This window comes from Kitasatospora sp. NPDC087314 (genome assembly GCF_044744365.1).
In the GTDB taxonomy this organism is placed as follows: Bacteria; Actinomycetota; Actinomycetes; order Streptomycetales; family Streptomycetaceae; genus Kitasatospora.
Window position 1 is genome coordinate 180,729 of record NZ_JBIUYE010000012.1, and the last position, 20,658, is coordinate 201,386.

The window sequence follows — 20,658 nt, forward strand, 5'->3', positions numbered from 1 at the left end:
TACCTCATCGGCTTCGTTACTTGGCCTTCTCGAGGATCTCGACGACGCGCCAGCGCTTCGTCGCGGACAGCGGGCGGGTCTCCGCGAGGAGGACCCGGTCACCGATGCCGCACGCGTTCTGCTCGTCGTGCGCCTTCAGCTTGTTCGTACGGCGGATGACCTTGCCGTACAGAGCGTGCTTGACGCGGTCCTCGACGGCGACGACGACGGTCTTGTCCATCTTGTCGCTGACGACGAGACCCTCACGGGTCTTGCGGAAACCGCGCGTCTCGTTGGTGTTCTCAGTCATCAGGCGTTCTCCACCGTCTCGATGCCCAGCTCGCGCTCGCGCATCAGGGTGTAGATCCGCGCGATGTCCTTACGGACGAGCTTGAGCCGTCCGTGGTTGTCGAGCTGCCCGGTCGCCGCCTGGAAGCGGAGGTTGAACAGCTCCTCCTTGGCCTCACGGAGCTTGGCAACGAGACCCTCGTTGTCCAGCTCACGAAGCTCAGCAGCCTTGGTGCCGGCCGACATCAGCTCTCACCTGCCTCGCGCCGGACAATCCGGCACTTCATCGGGAGCTTGTGAGCTGCGCGGGTCAGCGCCTCACGAGCCACCTTCTCGTTGGGGTACGACAGCTCGAACATGACCCGACCCGGGTGCACGTTCGCGATCCACCACTCCGGCGAACCCTTACCGGAACCCATGCGGGTCTCGGCCGGCTTCTTGGTCAGCGGACGGTCCGGGTAGATGTTGATCCAGACCTTGCCGCCACGGCGGATGTGACGGGTGATCGCGATACGAGCGGACTCGATCTGACGGTTCGTCACGTAGGCCGGGGTCACGGCCTGGATACCGTACTCGCCGAACGCGAGCTCGGTGCCACCCTTGGCAGCGCCACGCCGCTTGGGGTGGTGCTGCTTACGGTGCTTGACCCTACGAGGGATCAGCATGAGGTCAGGCCTCCGTTCCAGTGTTCTCAGCGGCCGGCGCCTCGGTCACCGGGGCCGCGGGGGCCTCGGCGGCGGGACGACGACCACGGCCACCGCGCTCGCCACCGCGACGCTCGCCACCGCGGGCGGGGCGACCACCCTCGGGACGGGCCGGGCGGTTGCCCGAGCGGGCAGCGGCGTTCTCAGCGCGGACCTCGGCGATGTTCTTGACGTCGCCCTTGTAGATCCAGACCTTCACGCCGATGCGGCCGAAGGTGGTCTTGGCCTCGAAGAAGCCGTAGTCGACGTTCGCGCGCAGGGTGTGCAGCGGCACACGGCCCTCGCGGTAGAACTCCGAACGGCTCATCTCGGCGCCGCCGAGACGACCGGAGCACTGGACCTTGATGCCCTTGGCGCCGGACTTCATGGTGCCCTGCATCGACTTGCGCATGGCACGGCGGAAGGAGACGCGGGAGGACAGCTGCTCCGCGACGCCCTGAGCCACGAGCTGGGCGTCCAGCTCGGGGTTCTTGACCTCGAGGATGTTCAGCTGGACCTGCTTGCCGGTCAGCTTCTCGAGGTCGCCGCGGATGCGGTCGGCCTCGGTGCCACGGCGACCGATGACGATGCCGGGGCGAGCGGTGTGGATGTCAACGCGGACGCGGTCGCGGGTGCGCTCGATCTCAACCTTCGAGATGCCGGCGCGCTCCATGCCCTTCGTCATCATGCGACGAATGGCGACGTCTTCCTTGACGTAGTCCTTGTACAGCTTGTCGGCGTACCAGCGGGACTTGAAGTCCGTGCTGATGCCGAGACGGAACCCGTGCGGGTTAACCTTCTGGCCCATTACCGGGTCCCTTCCTTGCTGCTGACGACCACGGTGATGTGGCTGGTCCGCTTGCGGATCCGGTAGGCACGGCCCTGAGCACGCGGACGGAACCGCTTCAGGGTCGGGCCCTCGTCAACGTACGCCTCAGAGATGTAGAGGTCGTCCACGTTGGAGTGGTTGTAGTTGTGCGCGGCGTTGGCAATGGCGCTGTCGAGCACCTTGCCGACCGGCACGGTGGCGGCCTGCGGAGCGAAACGCAGGACGGCCTGGGCCTCCGTGGCGTTCAGGCCACGGATGAGGTCCACCACGCGGCGGGCCTTCATGGGCGTGACGCGGATGTACCGCGCCTGGGCCCTGGCTTCCATGGTTGTCCCCTTAATGGAGTAAGTCATTGAGTCGTTCTGGCGCTAAAGCTCAGGCGACTAGCGACGCTTCGACTTGCGGTCGTCCTTGACGTGACCGCGGAACGTGCGGGTCGGAGCGAACTCGCCCAGCTTGTGGCCGACCATCGACTCGGTGACGAACACCGGGACGTGCTTGCGGCCATCGTGCACCGCGATCGTGTGACCGAGCATGCTCGGGCTGATCACGGAACGACGGGACCAGGTCTTGATGACGTTCTGGGTACCCGCCTCGTTCTGAACGTCCACCTTCTTGATGAGGTGGCCGTCGATGAAGGGGCCCTTCTTAAGACTGCGCGGCATCTGACCTGCTCCTAGCGCTTCTTGTTGGTCTTGCGGCGGCGCACGATGAGCTTGTCCGACGCCTTGTTCGGGCGACGGGTGCGGCCCTCGGGCTTACCCCACGGCGAGACCGGGTGGCGACCACCGGAGGTCTTACCCTCACCACCACCGTGCGGGTGGTCGATCGGGTTCATGGCGACACCACGCACGGTCGGGCGGACGCCCTTCCAGCGCATACGGCCGGCCTTGCCCCAGTTGATGTTCGACTGCTCGGCGTTGCCGACCTCGCCGACGGTCGCGCGGCAGCGCGCGTCCACCAGGCGGATCTCACCGGAGGGCATGCGCAGGTGCGCCATGCGACCCTCACGGGCGAGCAGCTGGATGCCGGAACCGGCGGAGCGGGCCAGCTTGGCACCGCCACCGGGACGCAGCTCCACCGCGTGGATGGTGGTACCGACCGGGATGTTGCGCAGCGGCAGGTTGTTGCCCGGCTTGATGTCGGCGCCAGCGCCGTTCTCGATCCGGTCACCCTGCGTGATGCCACGCGGCGCGATGATGTAGCGCTTCTCGCCGTCCGCGTAGTGCAGGAGCGCGATGCGCGCGGTGCGGTTCGGGTCGTACTCGATGTGCGCGACCTTGGCCGGCACGCCGTCCTTGTCGTGACGACGGAAGTCGATCACGCGGTAGGCGCGCTTGTGACCGCCACCCTGGTGGCGAGCGGTGACACGACCGGCGTTGTTACGGCCGCCCTTGCTGTGCAGGGGGCGAACCAGCGACTTCTCCGGCGTGGACCGCGTGATTTCTACGAAGTCGGCCACGCTGGAGCCGCGACGGCCCGGCGTAGTCGGCTTGTACTTGCGGATGCCCATTTGGCTCTCTCGTCCTCGTCCTAATCGACGATCACGATCTCCTTGTTCAGGAGACCGGACCACCGAAGATGTCGATGCGGTTGCCCTCGGCCAGCTTCACGATGGCGCGCTTGGTGTCCTTGCGCTTGCCAAAGCCCGTCTTGGACCGCTTGCGCTTGCCCTGACGGTTGATCGTGTTGACAGCCTCGACCTTGACCGAGAAGACCGCCTCGACGGCCTGCTTGATCTGGGTCTTGTTGGCGCCCGGCGACACGATGAACGTGTACTTGTTCTCGTCGAGAAGGCTGTAGCTCTTCTCGGAGATGACCGGCTTCACCAGGACGTCACGGGGGTCCGTGAACGTCTTGCTCGTAACGTCGCTCATCAGGCGGCGCTCCCTTCGAGCTCGCCCTCAGCGGCAACGGCCTTGGCGGACGCGGCCGGACCGGCCACGAAACGCTCGAAGGCGGCCTGGGTGAAGACCACATCGTCGGAGACGAGCACGTCGTAGGTGTTCAGCTGACCGGCGTCCAGGATGTGCACGTTCGGCAGGTTGCGAGCGGACTTGAGGCCCAGCTCGTCCGCGCGCTCGACGACCAGGAGGACGTTCTTGCGCTCGGTGATCTTGCCGAACAGGCTCTTGGCGGCCTTGGTCGACGGCGCCTCGGTCGCGGTCACGTCGGTGATGACGTGGATGCGGTTGTGGCGGGCCCGGTCGGTGAGCGCACCGCGCAGGGCGGCGGCGATCATCTTCTTCGGGGTCCGCTGCGAGTAGTCGCGCGGCACGGGACCGTGCACGACGCCACCGCCGGCGAACTGCGGCGCACGGGTCGAGCCCTGACGGGCGCGGCCGGTGCCCTTCTGGCGGTACGGCTTCTTGCCGCCGCCGCGGACCTCGCCACGAGTCTTGGTCTTGTGGGTGCCCTGACGGGCCGCAGCGAGCTGCGCCACGACGACCTGGTGCATCAGCGGAACGCTGACCTTCGCGTCGAAGATCTCGGCCGGCAGCTCGATGCTGCCGGTCTTGTCGCCAGCCGGCGACAGGATGTCAATGGTGCTCATTTCCTCACAGCCCCTTCGCCGCGGTGCGGACGAGGACGAGGCCGCCGTTCGGGCCCGGGACGGCGCCCTTGATGAGCAGCAGACCCTTCTCCGCGTCGACCGCGTGCACGGTCAGGTTCTGGGTGGTCACACGCTCGTGACCCATCCGACCAGCCATGCGCAGGCCCTTGAACACACGGCCCGGGGTGGCGCAGCCACCGATGGAACCGGGCGAACGGTGCTTGCGCTGGGTGCCGTGACCGGCGCCGAGACCCTTGAAGTTGTGACGCTTCATGACACCGGCGAAGCCCTTGCCCTTGGAGGTGCCGGTCACGTCGACCTTGACACCCGCCTCGAACAGCTCGGCGGTGATCTCCTGGCCCAGGGTGTACTCGGACGCGTCCGAGGTACGGAGCTCGACCAGGTGGCGGCGCGGGGTGACACCGGCCTTGGCGAAGTGGCCCGCGAGGGGCTTGTTCACCTTGCGGGGGTCGATCTCGCCGAAGCCGATCTGGACGGCGTCGTAGCCGGCCGGGCTGTCGGCGGTGTGGACCTGGGTCACGACATTGGGCCCAGCCTTGACGACGGTCACCGGAACGACCCGGTTGTTCTCGTCCCAGACCTGGGTCATGCCGAGCTTCTCGCCCAGGATGCCCTTAATCTGCTTAGCCATCTTCGGTGCGCCTCTCAGAGCTTGATCTCGATGTCGACGCCCGCCGGCAGGTCGAGACGCATCAGCGAGTCAACCGTCTTCGGCGTGGGGTCGAGGATGTCGATCAGACGCTTGTGAGTACGCATCTCGAAGTGCTCGCGCGAGTCCTTGTACTTGTGCGGCGAGCGGATGACGCAGTACACGTTCTTCTCAGTGGGCAGCGGCACCGGGCCTGCGACCTGCGCACCAGTACGGATCACCGTCTCGACGATCTTCTTCGCCGAGGAGTCGATGACCTCGTGGTCGTAGGCCTTGAGCCGGATGCGGATCTTCTGTCCCGCCATGGCTACTCAGTAGTCCTTCTGTCTTAGTCACTGCACGACCTCCCCTCCGACCCCCGCGCTCGGGCGTGTCGCACTCGCGCTTGCAAAAAACCGGCGAAAAACTCGTCGGTTTCGAACTTTCGGGGTGGGGGGTGCCGGATCGAGGCCCCGCACACGCTTCCCGGAAGATTCCCGTACTTTCGCCCCGCAGCTGCCGTGGCGTCGACTTCACGCTTAACGGCCATCACGGGAACGACGAGTACATGGGACTCGCTTCCAGTCCTCCCGGCGGGAGGCGCGCAGCATCGGCACTCAACCGAGCAACTTGGACATACTGCCACATGGAGCAGCCCGGATGCCAATCGGGGCCGGTGAGGTACCCCTCACCGGCCCCGCTGGTCGCTCGTGCGGATTACTTCTTCTGTTCGTTCACCCAGGGGGCCTGCCGGCCGCAGACCGCCGGCCAGTCCTCGGTGCTCACGTTGGCGCACCAGATGAAGCCCTTGTCGGTCTCCGGCTTCCAGTCCTTGGTGATGATGTCCGCGCACTTCGCCACCGGCGAGAACTTCGGACAGGTGCCGTCCTTCTTCTTGATGGTGTGCGCCCGCCAGGCGTCCAGACCCATGCTGTTGGTGGACTCCGCCTGCGGCATGTAGCGGTCGACCGACCAGGAGGCGCCCATCGTCGCGAACAGCGCCAGCGCGCAGATCAGACCGGCGGCCAGCTGCTTGGTGACCCGGCGCGGGATCACCGGCCCGGCGGAGGCCGCGCGGCCGTTCGAACGGAGCAGCCGCTCCAGCCAGCCGGCGCCGCGCTCCAGGCCGGTCATCAGCCCGACCACGGCCAGGATCAGCAGGCAGTACATGATGATCCAGGTGGTCCGCGGGTACAGCTGGATCATCTGCTCGTGCGCCATGTGCGAGGCGAACCAGAACCGCATCAACCAGGCCCCGGCCAGCACCGCCGCCGCCACCCGGACCACCATGCTGCGCAGGCCCAGGCCCACCCCGATGCCGACCGCCGCGACCAGCATGATGGCGAAGCCGGTCTGGCCGGCCAGCTCGCCCGACTGCGGCCAGTTGTGGTACGTCAGCCCGCCGTTGCGGTCCGACATCCAGCCGAGCACGTACGCCGGGTCGACGTAGTTGACGATGTAGGCGTAGCGGTCGGGGGTGTCCGCGCCGAGCTTGACGATCTGGTACAGCAGCGGCGCGCCTATCACCCCGGCGGTGCCCACGGTGACGCCCAGGAACAGCAGCCCGCGGCGGACGGTCTGCTTGCCGCGCCGCCACGGGAAGACGAACAGGGCCAGCAGGAAGACGCCCGGCGCCGACCAGAGGTACCAGCCCGAGTACCAGAGGAAGAGGATGCCGAAGGCCGCGCCGAAGCCGAGGGCGCGCAGCCAGAGCGCCCGGGTCGACAGCTCCCCAGCCCGGCGCAGCTCGCGCAGGCAGGCCGCCAGCAGCGGCAGCAGGACGATCATCGTCACGTGGCTGTACGGACGGATCGGGTCCAGGAAGACCAGCGCGGACGGCACCGCGATGGCCAGCGCCCAGAACGGCCGCAGCATCAGCCGCCAGGCCAGGTAGCTCATCGGGCCGACCAGCGCGCTGCAGATGATCTGCAGGTCGTGCAGGGCGAAGCCGGCGCCGCCGACCCCGCCGTAACGCAGCTCGGACCAGATCGCGACCGCTGCCGGGAACAGCGGCGGGTACACGCCGGAGATGCCCTTGCCGTGCATCATCGACGTCGCCATGTCGATCAGAACGCTCGGGTCGCCCTCCTGCCCGCCGAGCGGCCACGGGGTGCCGCGCAGCGCGACCACCACGCCGCCGGCCACCACGCCGGTGGCCAGGCCCGCCAGCGCGGCGCAGACCAGCCGCTGGACGATGCCGTGCCGGCGCAGCCCGCCCCGGTAGGCGGTGTAGACCAGGACGGCCAGGATCGGCAGGCCGACCATCGCCACGTACTGCTGGATCTTGGCCAGGCCGCTGACCTGCCCGATCCGGTTCATCGGGTTGACGCTGATGTGGCGGCACAGCAGCGTGAAGCCGAGCGCCGCCACCACGCTGACCAGGATCTCCCCCGCCACGAGCACCCCGCGCCGCTCGAACCAGCGGTCGCCGGCCCCCGGGTCGGCGGGGCGGGCCTGGTCCTCCCCGTCGGGTGGCACGTCCGATCCCCGGAGCCGGTCGGTTGCCAGATCGGTCATGTCGCTTCACTTCCGTAGGACTTCGGGCTGCTGCTGGGCGGGGCCCAGACCACTGTGGCATAACGCCGGTCCCCGCGAGAGATCAGCCCTTGGTCGGCGAGCAGTTCTCCCTGAGTGCGAACCGCGGGCAGGTGCCGTCCGGCTGCACGGTGTTCTGGGCGCTCCAGGCCAGCTGCCCCCAGGCGCCGTTGAACGGCATGAAACGGTCGACGGTGGCGGAGCCGGCCATCGAGAAGAAGAAGGCGAGCGCGCAGAGCACCGCGCCGCTGGTGCGCAGCCCCGGCACGGGGCCCTTGCGCCCGCCGATGATGGCGTACGCCGACCGACCGGTGAGCTTCTGGCTCACCAGGTACCCGGCCATGCCGCACATCACGATGGCGCAGTAGAGGAGTTCGGCCGAGGTGCGCGGGTACAGCTGGACCAGCTCGTCGCGCTGCATGTGCGAGGCGAACCAGTAGCGCAGGCCGAAGGCTCCGAGCATGCAGAGCCCGGCGATCTGGACGACCGGCAGTCGCGGGCCGAGCCAGAGCGCGACGGCCACACCGGCCACCAGCAGCAGCGAGAAGACCCCGACGCCGCCCAGCTCGCCCGGCAGCGGCCAGGCGATCTTGGCCAGGTTGTTCGGCTGGTCGCCCTGCCACATCACGAAGTAGGCGGGGTCGATGTCGGTGTCGAAGTAGAAGTAGCCGTCGGGGGTGTCCGACTGGGCCAGCATGCGGCCGAGGTAGGACCCCGTCAGCGTCAGGAAGACCCCGCCGGTGACGGCCAGCAGCAGGGCTCCGCGCCGCAGGGATATTCGACCGCCTTCCTTGCCGAGCCGGATCAGCATCAGCACGAAGGCGACCAGCGCGCCCGGCGCGGACCAGACGAACCAGCCCGAGTACCAGAGGAAGAGCACCGCCAGCCCGAGGCCGTACGCGACACCGAGCACCACGGTGGTGCGGGTGCTCAGCTCGCCGGCGCGCAGCAGGGTCGACATCAGCTTGGCGAGCACCGGGATCAGGACGATCAGCACGATGTCGACGTAGGGCTTGGCCGCGTGGACGATCGGGAAGACCGACACCACGCCGATGCCGAGCGACCACAGCGGCGGCAGGACGAGTCGCCAGGCCAGGTAGGCCGCGGGTCCGGTCATCGCGATCAGCACCAGGCCGAACATCTTGAGCGCCGACTGCGGCTGGCCCGGGTTGAAGAGCTCGGTCCAGTAGGTGAGCAGGTGCGGGAACAGTGGCGGGTAGACCCCGGAGATCGACCGTCCCTCCTGGATGTCGACGACCCACTGCTGGAGCTGCCCGGAGTCGCCGAGCGGGCCGTTCAGCGGCCAGACGGTGCCGCGCAGGGCGATCGCGATGCCGCCGGCGTAGAGACCGGTCGCCAGCCCCGCCAGCGAGCAGCAGGCCAGCCGCAGCGCGAGCGGGCGGGAGAGCCGGCGGCTGATGCCCCACCAGACCAGGGCAAGGCCCACGAAGACCAGCAGGAAGCGGAACTGGAGTGCCGCGAGACCGCTGACCTGGCCGGCCCGGGTCAGCGGGTTCACGTCGATCCGCATGCAGAGCCAGGTGAACCCGATGGCGATCAGGACGCCGGCCGAGACCTCCGCCCCCACCAGGCCGGCCCGGCGGGGCACGGCAAAGGCTATTCGAGGCCTCGCGACCCGTCCTGACATGAGTGTGTGCCTCCGAACGGCTATCGGCTCAATGGGCCTGTCGTGCCCCCCTGGCCCTGACCCGCTAGTTCCGGGAGACCTTCTCGCCCTCGGCCCGCACGGCCTCGAGCTCGTCACCGAAGCGGTCGGTGTTCACCCGCCGGCCGTCGTTGACGGCAACCGACCGCGCGAGGTCGGTGAGCTTCTTCTCCAGCGAGCGGAAACGCATGAAGGTGTTCAGCGTCATGAAGGCCATGGCCACCACGAGCAGGTAGAGCACCAGGTCCGTGCCCCGGCCGACGCCGAGCTGGTTGGCGATCCACGTCACGTCCTGCGGCCGGAGCACGGCGTAGACGTTCGCCACCACGAAGGCGAAGAACGCCATCCGCTTCCAGGCACGGGTGTGCGCGGCGTCCCAGCGACGCACGAAGGCCAGCACCAGCACGCCCGTGCCGACCATCAGCAACAACTGAATCCAGATGTACTTCACTTGCGGCCACGCTCCCGGAGCGAGATGTCGAAGAGGATGTTGACACCATTGATCAGCGACTGGCCCTTGGAGCGGGAGTACTCGGTGTAGAGGATGTCGACCGGTACCTCCATGACCCGCAGGTCCGAGGCGGCGAGGAAGGCCACGATCTCGGAGGCGTGCGCCATGCCGTTCATGGTGATGCGGAGCTTCGAGGCCGCCGTGCGGTTGATCACCCGGAGGCCGTTGTGCGAGTCGGTGAGGTTGAGCTTGCGCGCGGTCGGGCTGATCGTCGCGGCGGTCCGCAGGACCACCCGCTTGATCCACGGCACTTCGCCGGTCTGCTCGATGAAGCGCGAACCGAGGACCACGTCGGCCTCGTCCGCGCGCAGCAGGGCGACCATCTTCTCGACGTCGGGCGTCTGGTGCTGGCCGTCGGCGTCGAAGGTCGCGAAGTACTTCGAGCCCGGCTGCTTCAACGCGTACGCCAGACCGGTCTGGAGGGCCGCCCCCTGGCCGAGGTTGACCGGGTGCTGGACCAGGTGCGCGCCGGTTGTCATGATGTGCTCAACCGAGTTGTCGGTGCTACCGTCGTCGACCACCACGATGTTCGGGAAGGTCTTGCGGGCGCCCTCGATCACGTCGGCGATGACGGTTCCCTCGTTGTAGGCCGGGATGACCAGCCACACATCGTCATAGTCGGACATCATGACTCCATGCCGCGGCCGTGGGCCGCGAGTTTCGGGTTCGAGGAGAAGAGGTGTTCGCGGACGTCGGCATCGTCACACCGTGTCCACGAGTGAGGGACGCGTGGACTGGTCGGCACCGGACTGGGCGGCCGGAGGCTCGCGCAGGAAGGTCAGCCGAACCGCGGCGAACATGCATACGACGGCAGTCAGCGAACCCAAAGTGTACGCGAGGCAGACCTTGGTCGCGATGGGCCCTGGTACCAGGGTGGTTACGATCAGTGCAACAGTTCCCAACGCCCAGCCGAGCAGCTGGAGCCGGTGCCGGTGCAGGACCAGCAGGGCCTGCCCGAGGACCATGGCGAGCATGTAACAGATCGTGCCTGCGGACATCCAGAGGAAGTCCAGCGAGCCGAGCACGTCGTCGGCCTTGAACAGCACCTGGATCAGCCACGGACCGAGGATCGTGGCCGGGATACCGCCGGCCAGGCCGAGGACGGTCACCACCATGCAGGTCCTGGCGAGCAGCTTGGAGAAGCCGGAGCGGTCGCCGGCCGCGGCGCTGCTCGACAGACCGGCCAGCAGCGAGGCCTGCAGCGAGCCGAAGACGAACAGTGGCACCCGGGCCAGCACCACGGCGTTCAGCAGGCCGGCCACCAGGGCCGCGTTGTCGGGCGCGAGCAGCTGGGTGCTCACCACCGCGGCGTTGACCACGACCTGGGAGAGCAGCGTCGAGGCGACCAGCGGGGCCAGCCCCGAGGTGAGCGCCGACCAGGCGACCTGCGGGCCCTTGCGCACGCCGGACAGCAGCGGGCGGAGGGTGATCAGGACGGCGACCAGCGGGGCGGCGGTCAGGATCAGGGCGAAGAGCAGCGGCGAGCGGACGTGACCGAGCGCGCAGCCGACCGCGATCGCGATCCGCAGCGCACCGTCGACGGCCAGCTGGGTGCCGTACGCGCCGAACCGGCCGAGGCCGGCCAGCACGCCGCGGGTGACGTTGCCGGCCGCCATGGCGACGAAGGCCGCGGCCAACGCCAGGACCATGTCCGTCCGACCGTCGAAGAAGGTGTCCGCCAGCGGACGGACGGCGATCGCCATCCCGCCGGTCAGCACCACGAGCATCGCGACGGTGATCGCCAAGGTACGGCGCAGCACCGGGGCGACACCCTGCCCGCCGACCACGCGGGCCGCCACGATCCGGGTGAGCTCCTGCTCGACCGGGAAGAACAGGCCCAGGCCGACCGACATCAGGATGGTCCAGAGCAGCGAGACCGACGCCATGTCCGGCTTGCTGAGGCTGTAGCCCGCGGCCATCAGGTGCACGTAGGAGGCCGCCCCGAGCAGCACCGTCCCCCCGATCACCAGCTGGGTGCCCGGGGGGAGCGCGCTGAGCACCTTGGCCAGCGGTGAACGGCGTCCGGTCGCCGTACTGCCCTCGTGGTTCACGACTGCTGCGCGGCCCTCACCTTGAGCGGCTCCCACCAGGCGCGGTTGTCGCGGTACCAGGCGATGGTCGAGGCGAGGCCCTCCTCGAAGGTGACCTGCGGCTCGTAGCCGAGCTCCTCGCGGATCTTGGTGATGTCCAGCGAGTAGCGCAGGTCGTGGCCCTTGCGGTCCTCGACCCGGTCGACCATGTCCCAGCCCTGGCCGGTGGCCTCCAGCAGCAGGCCGGTGAGCTCCTTGTTGGTGAGCTCGACGCCGCCGCCGATGTTGTAGACCTGGCCGGCCCGGCCCTTGCGCAGGGCGAGGTCGATGCCGCGGCAGTGGTCCGCGACGTGCAGCCAGTCGCGGATGTTGCCGCCGTCGCCGTACAGGCCGACGCGCTTGCCGTCGATCAGGTTGGTGGTGAAGAGCGGGATGACCTTCTCGGGGAACTGGTACGGCCCGTAGTTGTTGGAGCACCGGGTGACCACGACGTCCATGCCGTGGGTGCGGTGGTAGGCCAGCGCCAGCAGGTCCGAGCCGGCCTTGGAGGCGGAGTACGGGGAGTTCGGCGCGAGCGGCCACTCCTCGGTCCAGGAGCCCTCGGTGATCGAGCCGTAGACCTCGTCGGTGGAGACGTGGACGAAGCGGCCGACGCCGTGCTTGCGGGCGGCGTCCAGCAGTACCTGGGTGCCGACCACGTTGGTCATCACGAAGGGGCCGGCACCGGCGATCGAGCGGTCGACGTGCGACTCGGCGGCGAAGTGGACCACCGCGTCGTGGCCGGGCATGGCCTGGTCGACGGCGTCGACATCGCAGATGTCACCGCGGACGAAGGTGTAGCCGGGGTGATCGGCCACCGGCGCGAGGTTCTCCTCCACGCCCGAGTAGGTCAGCTTGTCGAAAACGGTGACGCGGGCCGCGGGATCCCCCGACAGCAGCGCGCGCACGAACTGGGAACCGATGAATCCGGCGCCGCCGGTGACGAGGATGCGCATAGTGCGGCTGAGTATAGTGCGCGCGCGCAGGAGCCATCGCCGCGGGGACCCCGGACCGCCCGGACCCCCAACGCCTGGTTGCCGCCGCGTTCCCCGGGCCACGTAAGGTGTGCGCCATGCGCGGCATTCTTCTTGCGGGCGGCACCGGCTCCCGCCTCTGGCCCCTGACCCGGGCCGTTTCCAAGCAGCTTCTTCCGGTCTTCGACAAGCCGATGATCTACTACCCGCTTTCCACGCTCATCATGGCGGGGATTCGCGAGATTCTGATCATCACCACTCCGCAGGACCGCGAGCAGTTCGAACGGCTCCTCGGCGACGGTTCACAGCTCGGCCTCGACCTGCAGTACGCCGTGCAGGAACGGCCCGAGGGCATCGCCCAGGCCTTCGTGCTCGGCGCCGACTTCATCGGCGACGAGCCCGTCGCGCTGATCCTGGGCGACAACATCTTCCACGGCAGCGGCCTCGGCACCCGGCTCGCCCAGCGCACCGACCCGCAGGGCGGCATGGTGTTCGCCTACCCGGTGGCCGACCCGACGGCGTACGGCGTCGTCGAGTTCGACGAGGACGGCCAGGTCATCTCCATCGAGGAGAAGCCGCAGACGCCGAAGTCCCGCTACGCGGTGCCGGGCCTCTACTTCTACGACAACCGCGTGGTGGAGATCGCCCGCACCATCACCCCGAGCGCCCGCGGCGAGCTGGAGATCACCGCCGTCAACGAGGCGTACCTGAAGAACGGCGAGCTCCAGGTCACCGTGCTGGACCGCGGCACGGCCTGGCTGGACACCGGGACCTTCGTCTCCATGGTGCAGGCCTCGGAGTTCGTCCGGGTCATCGAGGAGCGCCAGGGCTTCAAGATCGGCTGCGTCGAGGAGGCCGCCTGGCGTGCCGGGTTCCTCAATTCCGAGCAGCTCCGCGAGCTCGCCGAGCCGCTGCTGAAGAGCGGTTACGGCCAGTACCTGGTGAACCTGCTCGACGAGGAGGCGGCCCGATGAAGTTCCGCGAGCTGTCCATCGAGGGCGCCTGGGAGGTCACCCCCCAGCAGCACGGCGACCCGCGCGGCCTGTTCATGGAGTGGTACCGCTTCGACCGGCTCTCCGAGGTGGTCGGCCATCCGCTGCGGATGGCCCAGGGCAACCTTTCGGTGTCCGCCAAGGACGTCGTGCGCGGCATCCACTTCGCCGACGTTCCGCCGGGGCAGGCCAAGTACGTCAGCTGCGTGCGCGGCGCGGTGCTCGACGTCATCGTCGACCTCCGGGTGGGCTCCCCGACCTTCGGCCGCTCGGAGTTCGTCCGGCTCGACGAGGCGGACCGCCGCTCGGTCTACATCTCCGAGGGCCTGGGTCACGGCTTCTGCGCGCTGACCGACGACGCCACGCTGTCGTACGTCTGCTCGGAGACGTACAACCCGACCGGCGAGCACGCCGTGCACCCGCTGGACCCGGACCTCGCGATCGACTGGCCGGCCGAGGTCCCGCAGCTGTCGGCCCGCGACGCGGCCGCTCCGACGCTGGCACAGGCCCTGGAGACCGGTCTGCTGCCGGACTACGAGGAGTGCCTGCGATTCCGTCGGTCGCTCAGCGGCCAGTAGCCTTCTCGCCGTCCCCACCTACCCGGAAAACCTGGTGCGCCGCCCATGACAACTCTTGACATCATGCTGCCCTACTACGGCAACGTCGCGCTGATGCAGGCCGCCGTGCGCAGCATCCTGGCCCAGAGCGACCCCAACTGGCGGCTCACCGTGGTGGACGACGGCAAGGAGCCGGACGTCCCCGGCTGGTTCGCCGAGCTCGGGGACGACCGGGTCTCCTACCGGCGCAACGAGCAGAACCTCGGGGTGACCGGCAACTACCGCAAGTGCCTCGGCCTGGTGCGCGAGGAGAACTTCGTCATGATGGGCACCGACGACATCATGCTGCCGGATTACGTCGCCACCATCCGGGCGGTCCTGAAGGACAACCCGGACCTCGGCATGATCCAGCCGGGCGTCCAGGTCATCGACGGCGACGGCAAGCCCGCCGAGGGCCTGGTCGACCACGCCAAGAAGCGCATCTACGCGCCGAAGGTCAACGGCCGAAAGCTGATGGGCGGGGAGGAGCTGGCCATCAGCCTGCTGCGCGGCAACTGGCTGTTCTTCCCCTCCATCTGCTGGCGCACCGAGGCCGTCCAGGAGGTCGGTTTCCGGGACAACCTGGAGGTCACCCAGGACCTCGCGCTGGTCATCGACCTGCTGCAGGCCGGCGAGCAGATGATGATCACCGACCGGACCTGCTTCCAGTACCGCCGGCACGCGGTGAGCATCTCCTCGGCGCAGGCCTTCACCGGCGTCCGCTTCGAGGAGGCCAACCGTTTCTTCCTCGACGTCGCCGACCGGTTGGATGCGCACGGCTGGCCGAGGGCCGCCAAGGCCTCCCGGCTGCACCTGTCGTCCCGGATCCACGCGCTGACCATGGTCCCCGGCGCGGTCAAGACCCGCAACGGCGGCGGCACCAAGACCCTGCTGCGGCACGTCGCAGGCAGCGACCGTTACTGATCAGCTCCTCCCCGTCCGACAACCGATCCGACCGAACCGGAACCAGAGACCATGGCCGTGAGCAGCTCAGACCTCCCCCGCATCGCCGTCCTCGGCGGCACCGGCTTCATCGGGCGCACGATCCTCGGCGTCCTGGACGAGCGGGGCCACCACCTGCTCACCATCGCCCGCAAGGCGCCGGCCGAGCCGCTGCCCGGCGAGTTCGCCCGACTGGACCTCACCGAGGACGCGCCCACCGAGCTGGCCGCGCTGCTGACCGAGCACCGGATCGACGTGGTGATCAACGCGGCCGGCGGCATGTGGGGCCTGACCGACGAGCAGATGGTCGGCGCCAACGTCGGCATGGTGACCCGGCTGCTGGAGGCGCTGCGGAGCATGCCCGCCGCCCCCCGCCTGATCCACCTCGGCACCGTGCACGAGTACGGCCTCTGTCCGATCGGCGTCAGCCTGGCCGAGGACTCCGAGCCGAAGCCGTCCATGGTGTACGGGCAGCTCAAGCTGCGGGCGACCGGGCTGATCGAGGACGCCGTCCGCACCGAGGGCCTGGACGCCGTGGTACTGCGCCTGGGCAACGTGGTCGGCGCCGGCCAGCCCGGGCACAGCCTGCTCGGGGTGATGGCCGCCAAGCTCGCCGCTGCGCGGGCCTCCGGCACCACCGCCGAGCTGGCGCTCCAGCCGCTCACCGCCCAGCGCGACTTCGTCGACCTGCTGGACACCGTGGACGCGATCATCGCCGCGATCCCGAGCAACCCGGACTCCCCCGCGGTGCTCAACATCGGCCTCGGCAAGGCCAGTTCGGCCCGCGAGCTGGTCGAGCTGCTGATCGAGGTCAGCGGTGTCCCGGTCGAGATCACCGAGGTCCCGGCGCCGGACGGCAGCGGCCCGGAGGCCGAGTGGCAGCAGCTCGACATCGCCGCCGCGCGCAAGGCCCTCGACTGGCGGCCCGAGCGCAGCCTGCGCTCGGCCGTCGCCGCGCTGTGGAGCGCCGCCTCCGCCGGTGGGCCCGAGTCCGCACGCTAACGATTCGATCATCGCCCGTGATGGTCCTCGTCGAGCATCGATAGGATCCGACGAGGACCCGATCGGGCCTGTGCGCCGGGCCACCGCCTGGTCACCCCTTCCAGGAAAGCATGATCTTTTCCATGTCTCGCAGGCTCTCCTCGCCGGGCAGGCCCCAGTCCCGCGGTAACCGACCCGGCGGGTGGCTGTCCGCGCTGCCCGGTCGGCGCGGGACCCTCGCCGAGCTGTACTCGGGCCGGGCCAACAGCTTCGGCCTACTGCGGCTGCTGCTCGCCTCGGCGGTCGTCCTCTCCCACATGTACCCGATCGCGTGGGGGCACCTCGACCCGCTGTGGATCAAGAGCGGCCAGCAGACCGACATCGGCAAGATGGCGGTCATCGGGTTCTTCGTGCTCTCCGGGTTCATGATCAGCGCCAGTGGCGCCCGGACCCCGATCGGGCGGTACTCCTGGCACCGCGCACTGCGCATCCTGCCCGGGCTCTGGGGCTCCCTGCTGGTCTCGGCACTGGTGATCATCCCGCTGCTGTACCACTGGCAGCACGGCACCTTCAGCGGCTACTGGCACCACCCGCAGGGCCCGGTGAGCTACCTCAAGGGCACCTGGAACACCTCGATCAGCACCGGCTGGGACATCTCCGGCGTGATCGAGGAGGGCCGTAACCGCGGTACCAACTACGACATCGGCGTCAACGGCGCGCTCTGGTCGCTGAAGTACGAGATCCTCTGTTACGTCATCATCGGCCTGATGGCTGCGGGCGGCGTCCTGCAGCGCGCCCGCAAGTTCGTGCCGCTGCTGGCACTGGGCCTGTGGATCCTCATCCTGCGCGACTGGGTGAACATGCCCACCCTGCGCGGCATCCCGGGCGACACGGGCTCCGCCGTCTACGTGCCGTTCCTCGGCGCGATGTCGGTGCACTTCATCATCCACCTGGTCTTCGTCTTCATGATCGGCGCGACCTTCCAGCTCTACCGCGAGCGGCTGGTCATCCACGACGGCCTGGCGCTGATCTGCGCGGTCGTGTTCGGCCTCACCCTGTGGACCGGCGGCCTGTTCGTCTTCGGCTACCCGGCCTTCGCCTACCTGCTGCTCTGGCTGGCCATCCGGCTCCCCGGGCCGTTCCAGAAGATCGGCCGCAAGCGCGACTACTCGTACGGCATCTACATCTACGGGTTCACCGTCGAGCAGGCGCTGGCCATGCTGGGCTACGCCAAGCACGGCAAGCCGGTCTACCTGGCCCTCGCCATGGTCGGCACCGTGGTGCTGGCCGCGCTCTCCTGGCACCTGCTGGAGTCGCCGCTGATGAAGGCCAAGAACTGGACGCCCTGGCCGGTGCGCAAGCTCAAGGAGCGCAGCGCCGCCCGGGCCGCGGCCGGTGCCGATCCGCTCGCCGCGCCACAGCCGGTGCCGACGGCCGGGGAACCGCCCAAGGTGTCCGCCTGACGCCTCGCCGCACACGGCAGAGCGCCCGCCCGGTCGTCCCGGGCGGGCGCTCCCGCGTCTACGGACCCGGCTCAACGGCCGCGGAAGACCCAGACCTTCATCAGCAGGAAGCGGACGACGGTGGCCAGCCCGTTCGCCACGACCAGACCGGTCACCTCGACCGCCCGCGAGGCGTCGGGCACCGCGAGGTCGAGCAGGGCCAGCACGCCGGCGCTCAGTCCCAGGCCGATCAGGAACGCGACAGCGCCCTGGAGCTGGTGGCGCACCGCCCCCTCGGAGCCGGTGATCCCGAAGGTGAATCGGCGGTTGGCCGCCGTGTTGGCCACCGCGCTGACCGCCAGCGCGATCAGGTTGGCCGCCTGTGGGTCGGTGAACCGGCGCGCGGCCACGAACAGTCCCAGGTAGAAGAGGGTGCTGAGGACACCGATCACCAGGAAGGAGGGCAGCTGGCGGCGCACCGGTTGCCCGTCGGCCTGCGGCTGCCCGCTCCTGTCGTCCGTGGAAAGCATCGCGGAGTACCCGTCCGTCCGTTCGTCGGTCAGGGGAGCCGGTAGCCGGCGACCCGCCCATTGTCGAAGACCGGCTGGGCGAACTCCCTCAGCCGGGGTGACTCGGCGCCCGTCTTCCGGTCGACCACCAGGAACCGCACCCGGTGGTCACGCCGCAGCCGCTGGATCAGTTCTGCGGTAGGACGGTACACCGCGTCCTCATTGAGCCTGAACAGGTCCTGGTCCCAGAACGGTTCCTGGGCCTTCACCCCGCCCTCGGCCCGGGCGACCATCCGCGGCGCGTACGCCCAGCCCTCCACCAGGACGGACCGCTCGGAGTACGCGCTGAGCCACTGCGAGCGGTAGTTGTCGCAGGTCCGGGCGTCCGCCTGGGCGTCGTACTGCCAGCAGTGGCTGTTGGTGGCGAGCACGTCCGTGGGGCGGCTGTGGGCCCGGATCCAGCGAGCCGCCTCGACCTGGCGGCCGGACAGCACCCAGGTGCCGTCCCAGGTGTACTGCCGGGCCTGCAGGACGTCCAGCGGCAGGCCCGGCAGCGCCACCGCGAACAGGCCGGTGACCAGCACGATCCCGCCCCGGCCGCGCAGTGGCGGCACGGCCCGGCCGGCGCCCCGCCAGAGCAGCGCGCCCAGCACCGCCAGGACCGCGACGACGAGTCCGGCCGCCAGCAGCGCGGCCAACGGCACGTACGAGCGGCCCTGCGCACCCCGGGCCAGTGCCCGCACCGCGGCGTCGGCCCACCGCTCCGCGTACCGGTAGGTCAGCCAGGTGAGTGCGGCGGCCACCGCGACCACGCCGACCGCGAGGGCCGCTCCGGCCCGGCGTGGCAGCAACGCCCGCTCGGCCAGTTCGCACCAGCCCCAGGCGGAGATCAGTGCGGCGTACGGGGCCGACGCGATGGTGAAGTAGCTCGCGTTGAACCCGGCGACCAGCAGGTACGCGACGGGCCCGGCCAGCGCGGCGCCGAGCAGGAACCACTGCACCGCGTCGAGCCGCAGCCGCCGGCTCCAGAGCAGCGGCAGCGCGCCGAGCAGCCGCAGCTGGTGGTTGAGCAGGAACGCGGCCATGGTCGCCAGCACGGCCACCGCCTGGACCGGGGCCGACCGCAGCCCCTGTGGGTCGGCCCAGTACTGCCGCACGTTCCCGAACGGGACGATCTCCAGCCCGTAGCTCGCGAAGTCGAAGACCAGCGCGGTGGCGAACAGTTGGGCCCCCAGCAGGATCCCGCCGAGCGCCACCACCCGCCAGGGGATCCGCCGGGTCGCGACCAGCAGCGCCGGCCCGGCCGCCGCCAGGCCGCCCAGGGTGACCGGCAGGGAGCTGGCCTTGGCGGCGCTGGAGGCCAGCGCGAAGAGCGCCGTCAGGACGAAGACGCCACGCCCGAACGGCGGCACCCCGCCCCGGCCGGGCCCTCCGCCGCGGCCGCGTAGCACGTCCCCGACCACGACGGCCAGGGCGATCAGCAACGGCTGGCTGTACGTCAGCGAGAGGCTGGCCCAGGACATCAGCCGCACGACCGGGGCGCCGAAGGCCCAGGACTCCACGTTGTTGGGGTACGTCGCGGTGAACTCGCCCACTGCCATGAGCAGGACGACCGCGACGGGTCCGGCCCAGAGCCGACCGGTCAGGCGGTGCCCGGCCACCACGACGGCCAGTGCCGTGAGCGCACTCAGCGCGGGCACCATCAGACGCATCGCGACCACCGGCAGGTCGATGCCGCCGACCAGGCTCGACATCGCCATGTGCGCGAAGGTGAACCAGTGGTAGTGCAGCGGTTCGCCGGCCGCCTGCGGAAAGGTCAGCGGCATCTGGTGCTTGGCGTTCCCTGCGAGCGAGATCAGGTAGGGGAGATCACCGTAGATCCGTCCCCGCTCCCCCGTCGGCAGGATCGGGAAGCGGGCCAGGAAGACCTCGTAGTAGTAGCCGGCGGTCATCACGACCAGGCCGGCCACCGCCCAGGACCAGCTCAGCGGGAGCCGCACGTACCCTCGCGGGCGCCAGTGCCGGCGCAGCGCGGGCACCGCGGCGAACGGAACGGCCACGGCGAGCGGCCAGAGCGCGGCGGCCGACTGCAGACCGAGCCGGACGAGCACGGCCCACGCGGCGAGTTCGAGCACCAGCCCGGTGACGGCCCCCAGCACGAGGTCCTCGATCAGGGTGTGCGGGTGACGGCGCAGGGCTCGGAACACCAGGGTGCCCGGAAGCAGAACGGCCCAGAGCGCGTAGAACGCGTAGCGGGCGACGTCCGCGGGGGGCGTGTCGGAGACGAGCAGCACGGCGACCACCGCGAGGCACGCCACCAGCGGCGGCAGCAGGCGCAGTGCCGGGCGCCCGGCCCGGGTCGGCGCCGAGGAATCGGATCCGCCACCGGCCGACACCTCGGTGCCGCTGCCCAGATCAGCCGTCTCGGACCCGTCCACCGTCGTGCCTCCTCGCGAGTA

At 69.4% G+C, this 20,658-nt stretch carries 24 protein-coding genes; 5 read left to right on the forward strand and 19 right to left on the reverse strand.

The window, feature by feature from the left end; all coding sequences use genetic code 11:
• Positions 1-16 precede the first annotated feature (16 nt).
• The 17 genes from rpsQ to rfbB form a co-directional block, all read right to left on the reverse strand.
• Positions 17-289: a 30S ribosomal protein S17 gene (gene rpsQ, locus ACIO5E_RS26010; protein ID WP_110670527.1), complete on the reverse strand. Its 273-nt coding sequence runs from the start codon at positions 287-289 to the stop codon at positions 17-19.
• Complete coding sequence (gene rpmC, locus ACIO5E_RS26015) at positions 289-513, reverse strand: 50S ribosomal protein L29 (protein ID WP_030055825.1); 225 nt, start codon at positions 511-513, stop codon at positions 289-291. The genes rpsQ and rpmC overlap by 1 nt, the downstream gene beginning before the upstream one ends.
• On the reverse strand, positions 513-932 hold the full coding sequence (gene rplP / locus ACIO5E_RS26020) for a 50S ribosomal protein L16 (protein WP_033824227.1): 420 nt from the start codon (positions 930-932) through the stop codon (positions 513-515). The genes rpmC and rplP overlap by 1 nt, the downstream gene beginning before the upstream one ends.
• Before the next feature lie 4 nt (positions 933-936).
• Positions 937-1,758, reverse strand: coding sequence for a 30S ribosomal protein S3 (gene rpsC, locus ACIO5E_RS26025; protein ID WP_209414069.1), 822 nt, complete (start codon positions 1,756-1,758; stop codon positions 937-939).
• A complete protein-coding gene (gene rplV, locus ACIO5E_RS26030; RefSeq protein WP_030232471.1) occupies positions 1,758-2,105 on the reverse strand; it encodes a 50S ribosomal protein L22 in 348 nt (115 codons plus the stop codon). The genes rpsC and rplV overlap by 1 nt, the downstream gene beginning before the upstream one ends.
• Positions 2,106-2,162: 57 nt before the next feature.
• A complete protein-coding gene (gene rpsS / locus ACIO5E_RS26035; protein ID WP_030232469.1) occupies positions 2,163-2,444 on the reverse strand; it encodes a 30S ribosomal protein S19 in 282 nt (93 codons plus the stop codon).
• 11 nt (positions 2,445-2,455) lie between these two features.
• Positions 2,456-3,292, reverse strand: coding sequence for a 50S ribosomal protein L2 (gene rplB, locus ACIO5E_RS26040; RefSeq protein WP_360419391.1), 837 nt, complete (start codon positions 3,290-3,292; stop codon positions 2,456-2,458).
• A gap of 46 nt (positions 3,293-3,338) precedes the next feature.
• Positions 3,339-3,656, reverse strand: coding sequence for a 50S ribosomal protein L23 (gene rplW, locus ACIO5E_RS26045; RefSeq protein ID WP_400672059.1), 318 nt, complete (start codon positions 3,654-3,656; stop codon positions 3,339-3,341).
• Positions 3,656-4,333 (reverse strand): 50S ribosomal protein L4, encoded by a 678-nt coding sequence (gene rplD / locus ACIO5E_RS26050; RefSeq protein WP_400672061.1) that lies wholly within the window; start codon positions 4,331-4,333, stop codon positions 3,656-3,658. Before rplD ends, rplW begins: the two co-directional genes overlap by 1 nt.
• A gap of 4 nt (positions 4,334-4,337) precedes the next feature.
• Positions 4,338-4,985 carry a 50S ribosomal protein L3 gene (gene rplC / locus ACIO5E_RS26055; protein ID WP_031063055.1) on the reverse strand — a complete coding sequence of 216 codons (648 nt, stop codon included), beginning with the start codon at positions 4,983-4,985 and terminating at the stop codon, positions 4,338-4,340.
• Positions 4,986-4,999: 14 nt separating this feature from the next.
• The gene (rpsJ, locus tag ACIO5E_RS26060; RefSeq protein WP_012785157.1) at positions 5,000-5,308 is read right to left on the reverse strand and encodes a 30S ribosomal protein S10; all 309 of its coding nucleotides are present in this window, start codon (positions 5,306-5,308) and stop codon (positions 5,000-5,002) included.
• 391 nt (positions 5,309-5,699) lie between these two features.
• Entirely contained in the window at positions 5,700-7,499 is a 1,800-nt protein-coding gene (locus ACIO5E_RS26065; RefSeq protein ID WP_400672063.1) for a hypothetical protein, read from the reverse strand.
• An 82-nt stretch (positions 7,500-7,581) separates the two neighbouring features.
• Positions 7,582-9,126 carry a hypothetical protein gene (locus ACIO5E_RS26070; RefSeq protein ID WP_400672065.1) on the reverse strand — a complete coding sequence of 515 codons (1,545 nt, stop codon included), beginning with the start codon at positions 9,124-9,126 and terminating at the stop codon, positions 7,582-7,584.
• Between the two features lie 103 nt (positions 9,127-9,229).
• A complete protein-coding gene (locus tag ACIO5E_RS26075) occupies positions 9,230-9,634 on the reverse strand; it encodes a DUF2304 domain-containing protein (protein ID WP_400672068.1) in 405 nt (134 codons plus the stop codon).
• Positions 9,631-10,320, reverse strand: coding sequence for a glycosyltransferase family 2 protein (locus ACIO5E_RS26080; RefSeq protein WP_400672071.1), 690 nt, complete (start codon positions 10,318-10,320; stop codon positions 9,631-9,633). Before ACIO5E_RS26080 ends, ACIO5E_RS26075 begins: the two co-directional genes overlap by 4 nt.
• A gap of 75 nt (positions 10,321-10,395) precedes the next feature.
• Entirely contained in the window at positions 10,396-11,745 is a 1,350-nt protein-coding gene (locus ACIO5E_RS26085) for a lipopolysaccharide biosynthesis protein (RefSeq protein ID WP_400672072.1), read from the reverse strand.
• On the reverse strand, positions 11,742-12,719 hold the full coding sequence (gene rfbB, locus ACIO5E_RS26090) for a dTDP-glucose 4,6-dehydratase (RefSeq protein WP_400672074.1): 978 nt from the start codon (positions 12,717-12,719) through the stop codon (positions 11,742-11,744). The genes ACIO5E_RS26085 and rfbB overlap by 4 nt, the downstream gene beginning before the upstream one ends.
• A gap of 116 nt (positions 12,720-12,835) precedes the next feature.
• Between rfbB and rfbA the strand changes: the two genes are divergently transcribed.
• From rfbA to ACIO5E_RS26115, 5 genes are all read left to right on the forward strand, one after another.
• Positions 12,836-13,711 carry a glucose-1-phosphate thymidylyltransferase RfbA gene (gene rfbA / locus ACIO5E_RS26095; protein ID WP_400672076.1) on the forward strand — a complete coding sequence of 292 codons (876 nt, stop codon included), beginning with the start codon at positions 12,836-12,838 and terminating at the stop codon, positions 13,709-13,711.
• Positions 13,708-14,307 carry a dTDP-4-dehydrorhamnose 3,5-epimerase family protein gene (locus tag ACIO5E_RS26100; protein WP_400672079.1) on the forward strand — a complete coding sequence of 200 codons (600 nt, stop codon included), beginning with the start codon at positions 13,708-13,710 and terminating at the stop codon, positions 14,305-14,307. Before rfbA ends, ACIO5E_RS26100 begins: the two co-directional genes overlap by 4 nt.
• Before the next feature lie 45 nt (positions 14,308-14,352).
• Positions 14,353-15,249, forward strand: coding sequence for a glycosyltransferase family 2 protein (locus tag ACIO5E_RS26105; RefSeq protein ID WP_400672081.1), 897 nt, complete (start codon positions 14,353-14,355; stop codon positions 15,247-15,249).
• A 57-nt stretch (positions 15,250-15,306) separates the two neighbouring features.
• On the forward strand, positions 15,307-16,269 hold the full coding sequence (locus ACIO5E_RS26110; RefSeq protein WP_400672083.1) for an NAD-dependent epimerase/dehydratase family protein: 963 nt from the start codon (positions 15,307-15,309) through the stop codon (positions 16,267-16,269).
• A 122-nt stretch (positions 16,270-16,391) separates the two neighbouring features.
• Positions 16,392-17,711 carry an acyltransferase family protein gene (locus ACIO5E_RS26115; RefSeq protein ID WP_400672086.1) on the forward strand — a complete coding sequence of 440 codons (1,320 nt, stop codon included), beginning with the start codon at positions 16,392-16,394 and terminating at the stop codon, positions 17,709-17,711.
• A 71-nt stretch (positions 17,712-17,782) separates the two neighbouring features.
• On the opposite strand, the gene ACIO5E_RS26120 is transcribed toward ACIO5E_RS26115, so the two are convergent.
• Both ACIO5E_RS26120 and ACIO5E_RS26125 read right to left on the reverse strand, forming a co-directional pair.
• Positions 17,783-18,220, reverse strand: a complete 438-nt coding sequence (locus ACIO5E_RS26120; protein WP_400672089.1) for a GtrA family protein — start codon at positions 18,218-18,220, stop codon at positions 17,783-17,785.
• 29 nt (positions 18,221-18,249) lie between these two features.
• Entirely contained in the window at positions 18,250-20,637 is a 2,388-nt protein-coding gene (locus ACIO5E_RS26125) for a hypothetical protein (RefSeq protein ID WP_400672091.1), read from the reverse strand.
• Positions 20,638-20,658 lie beyond the last annotated feature (21 nt).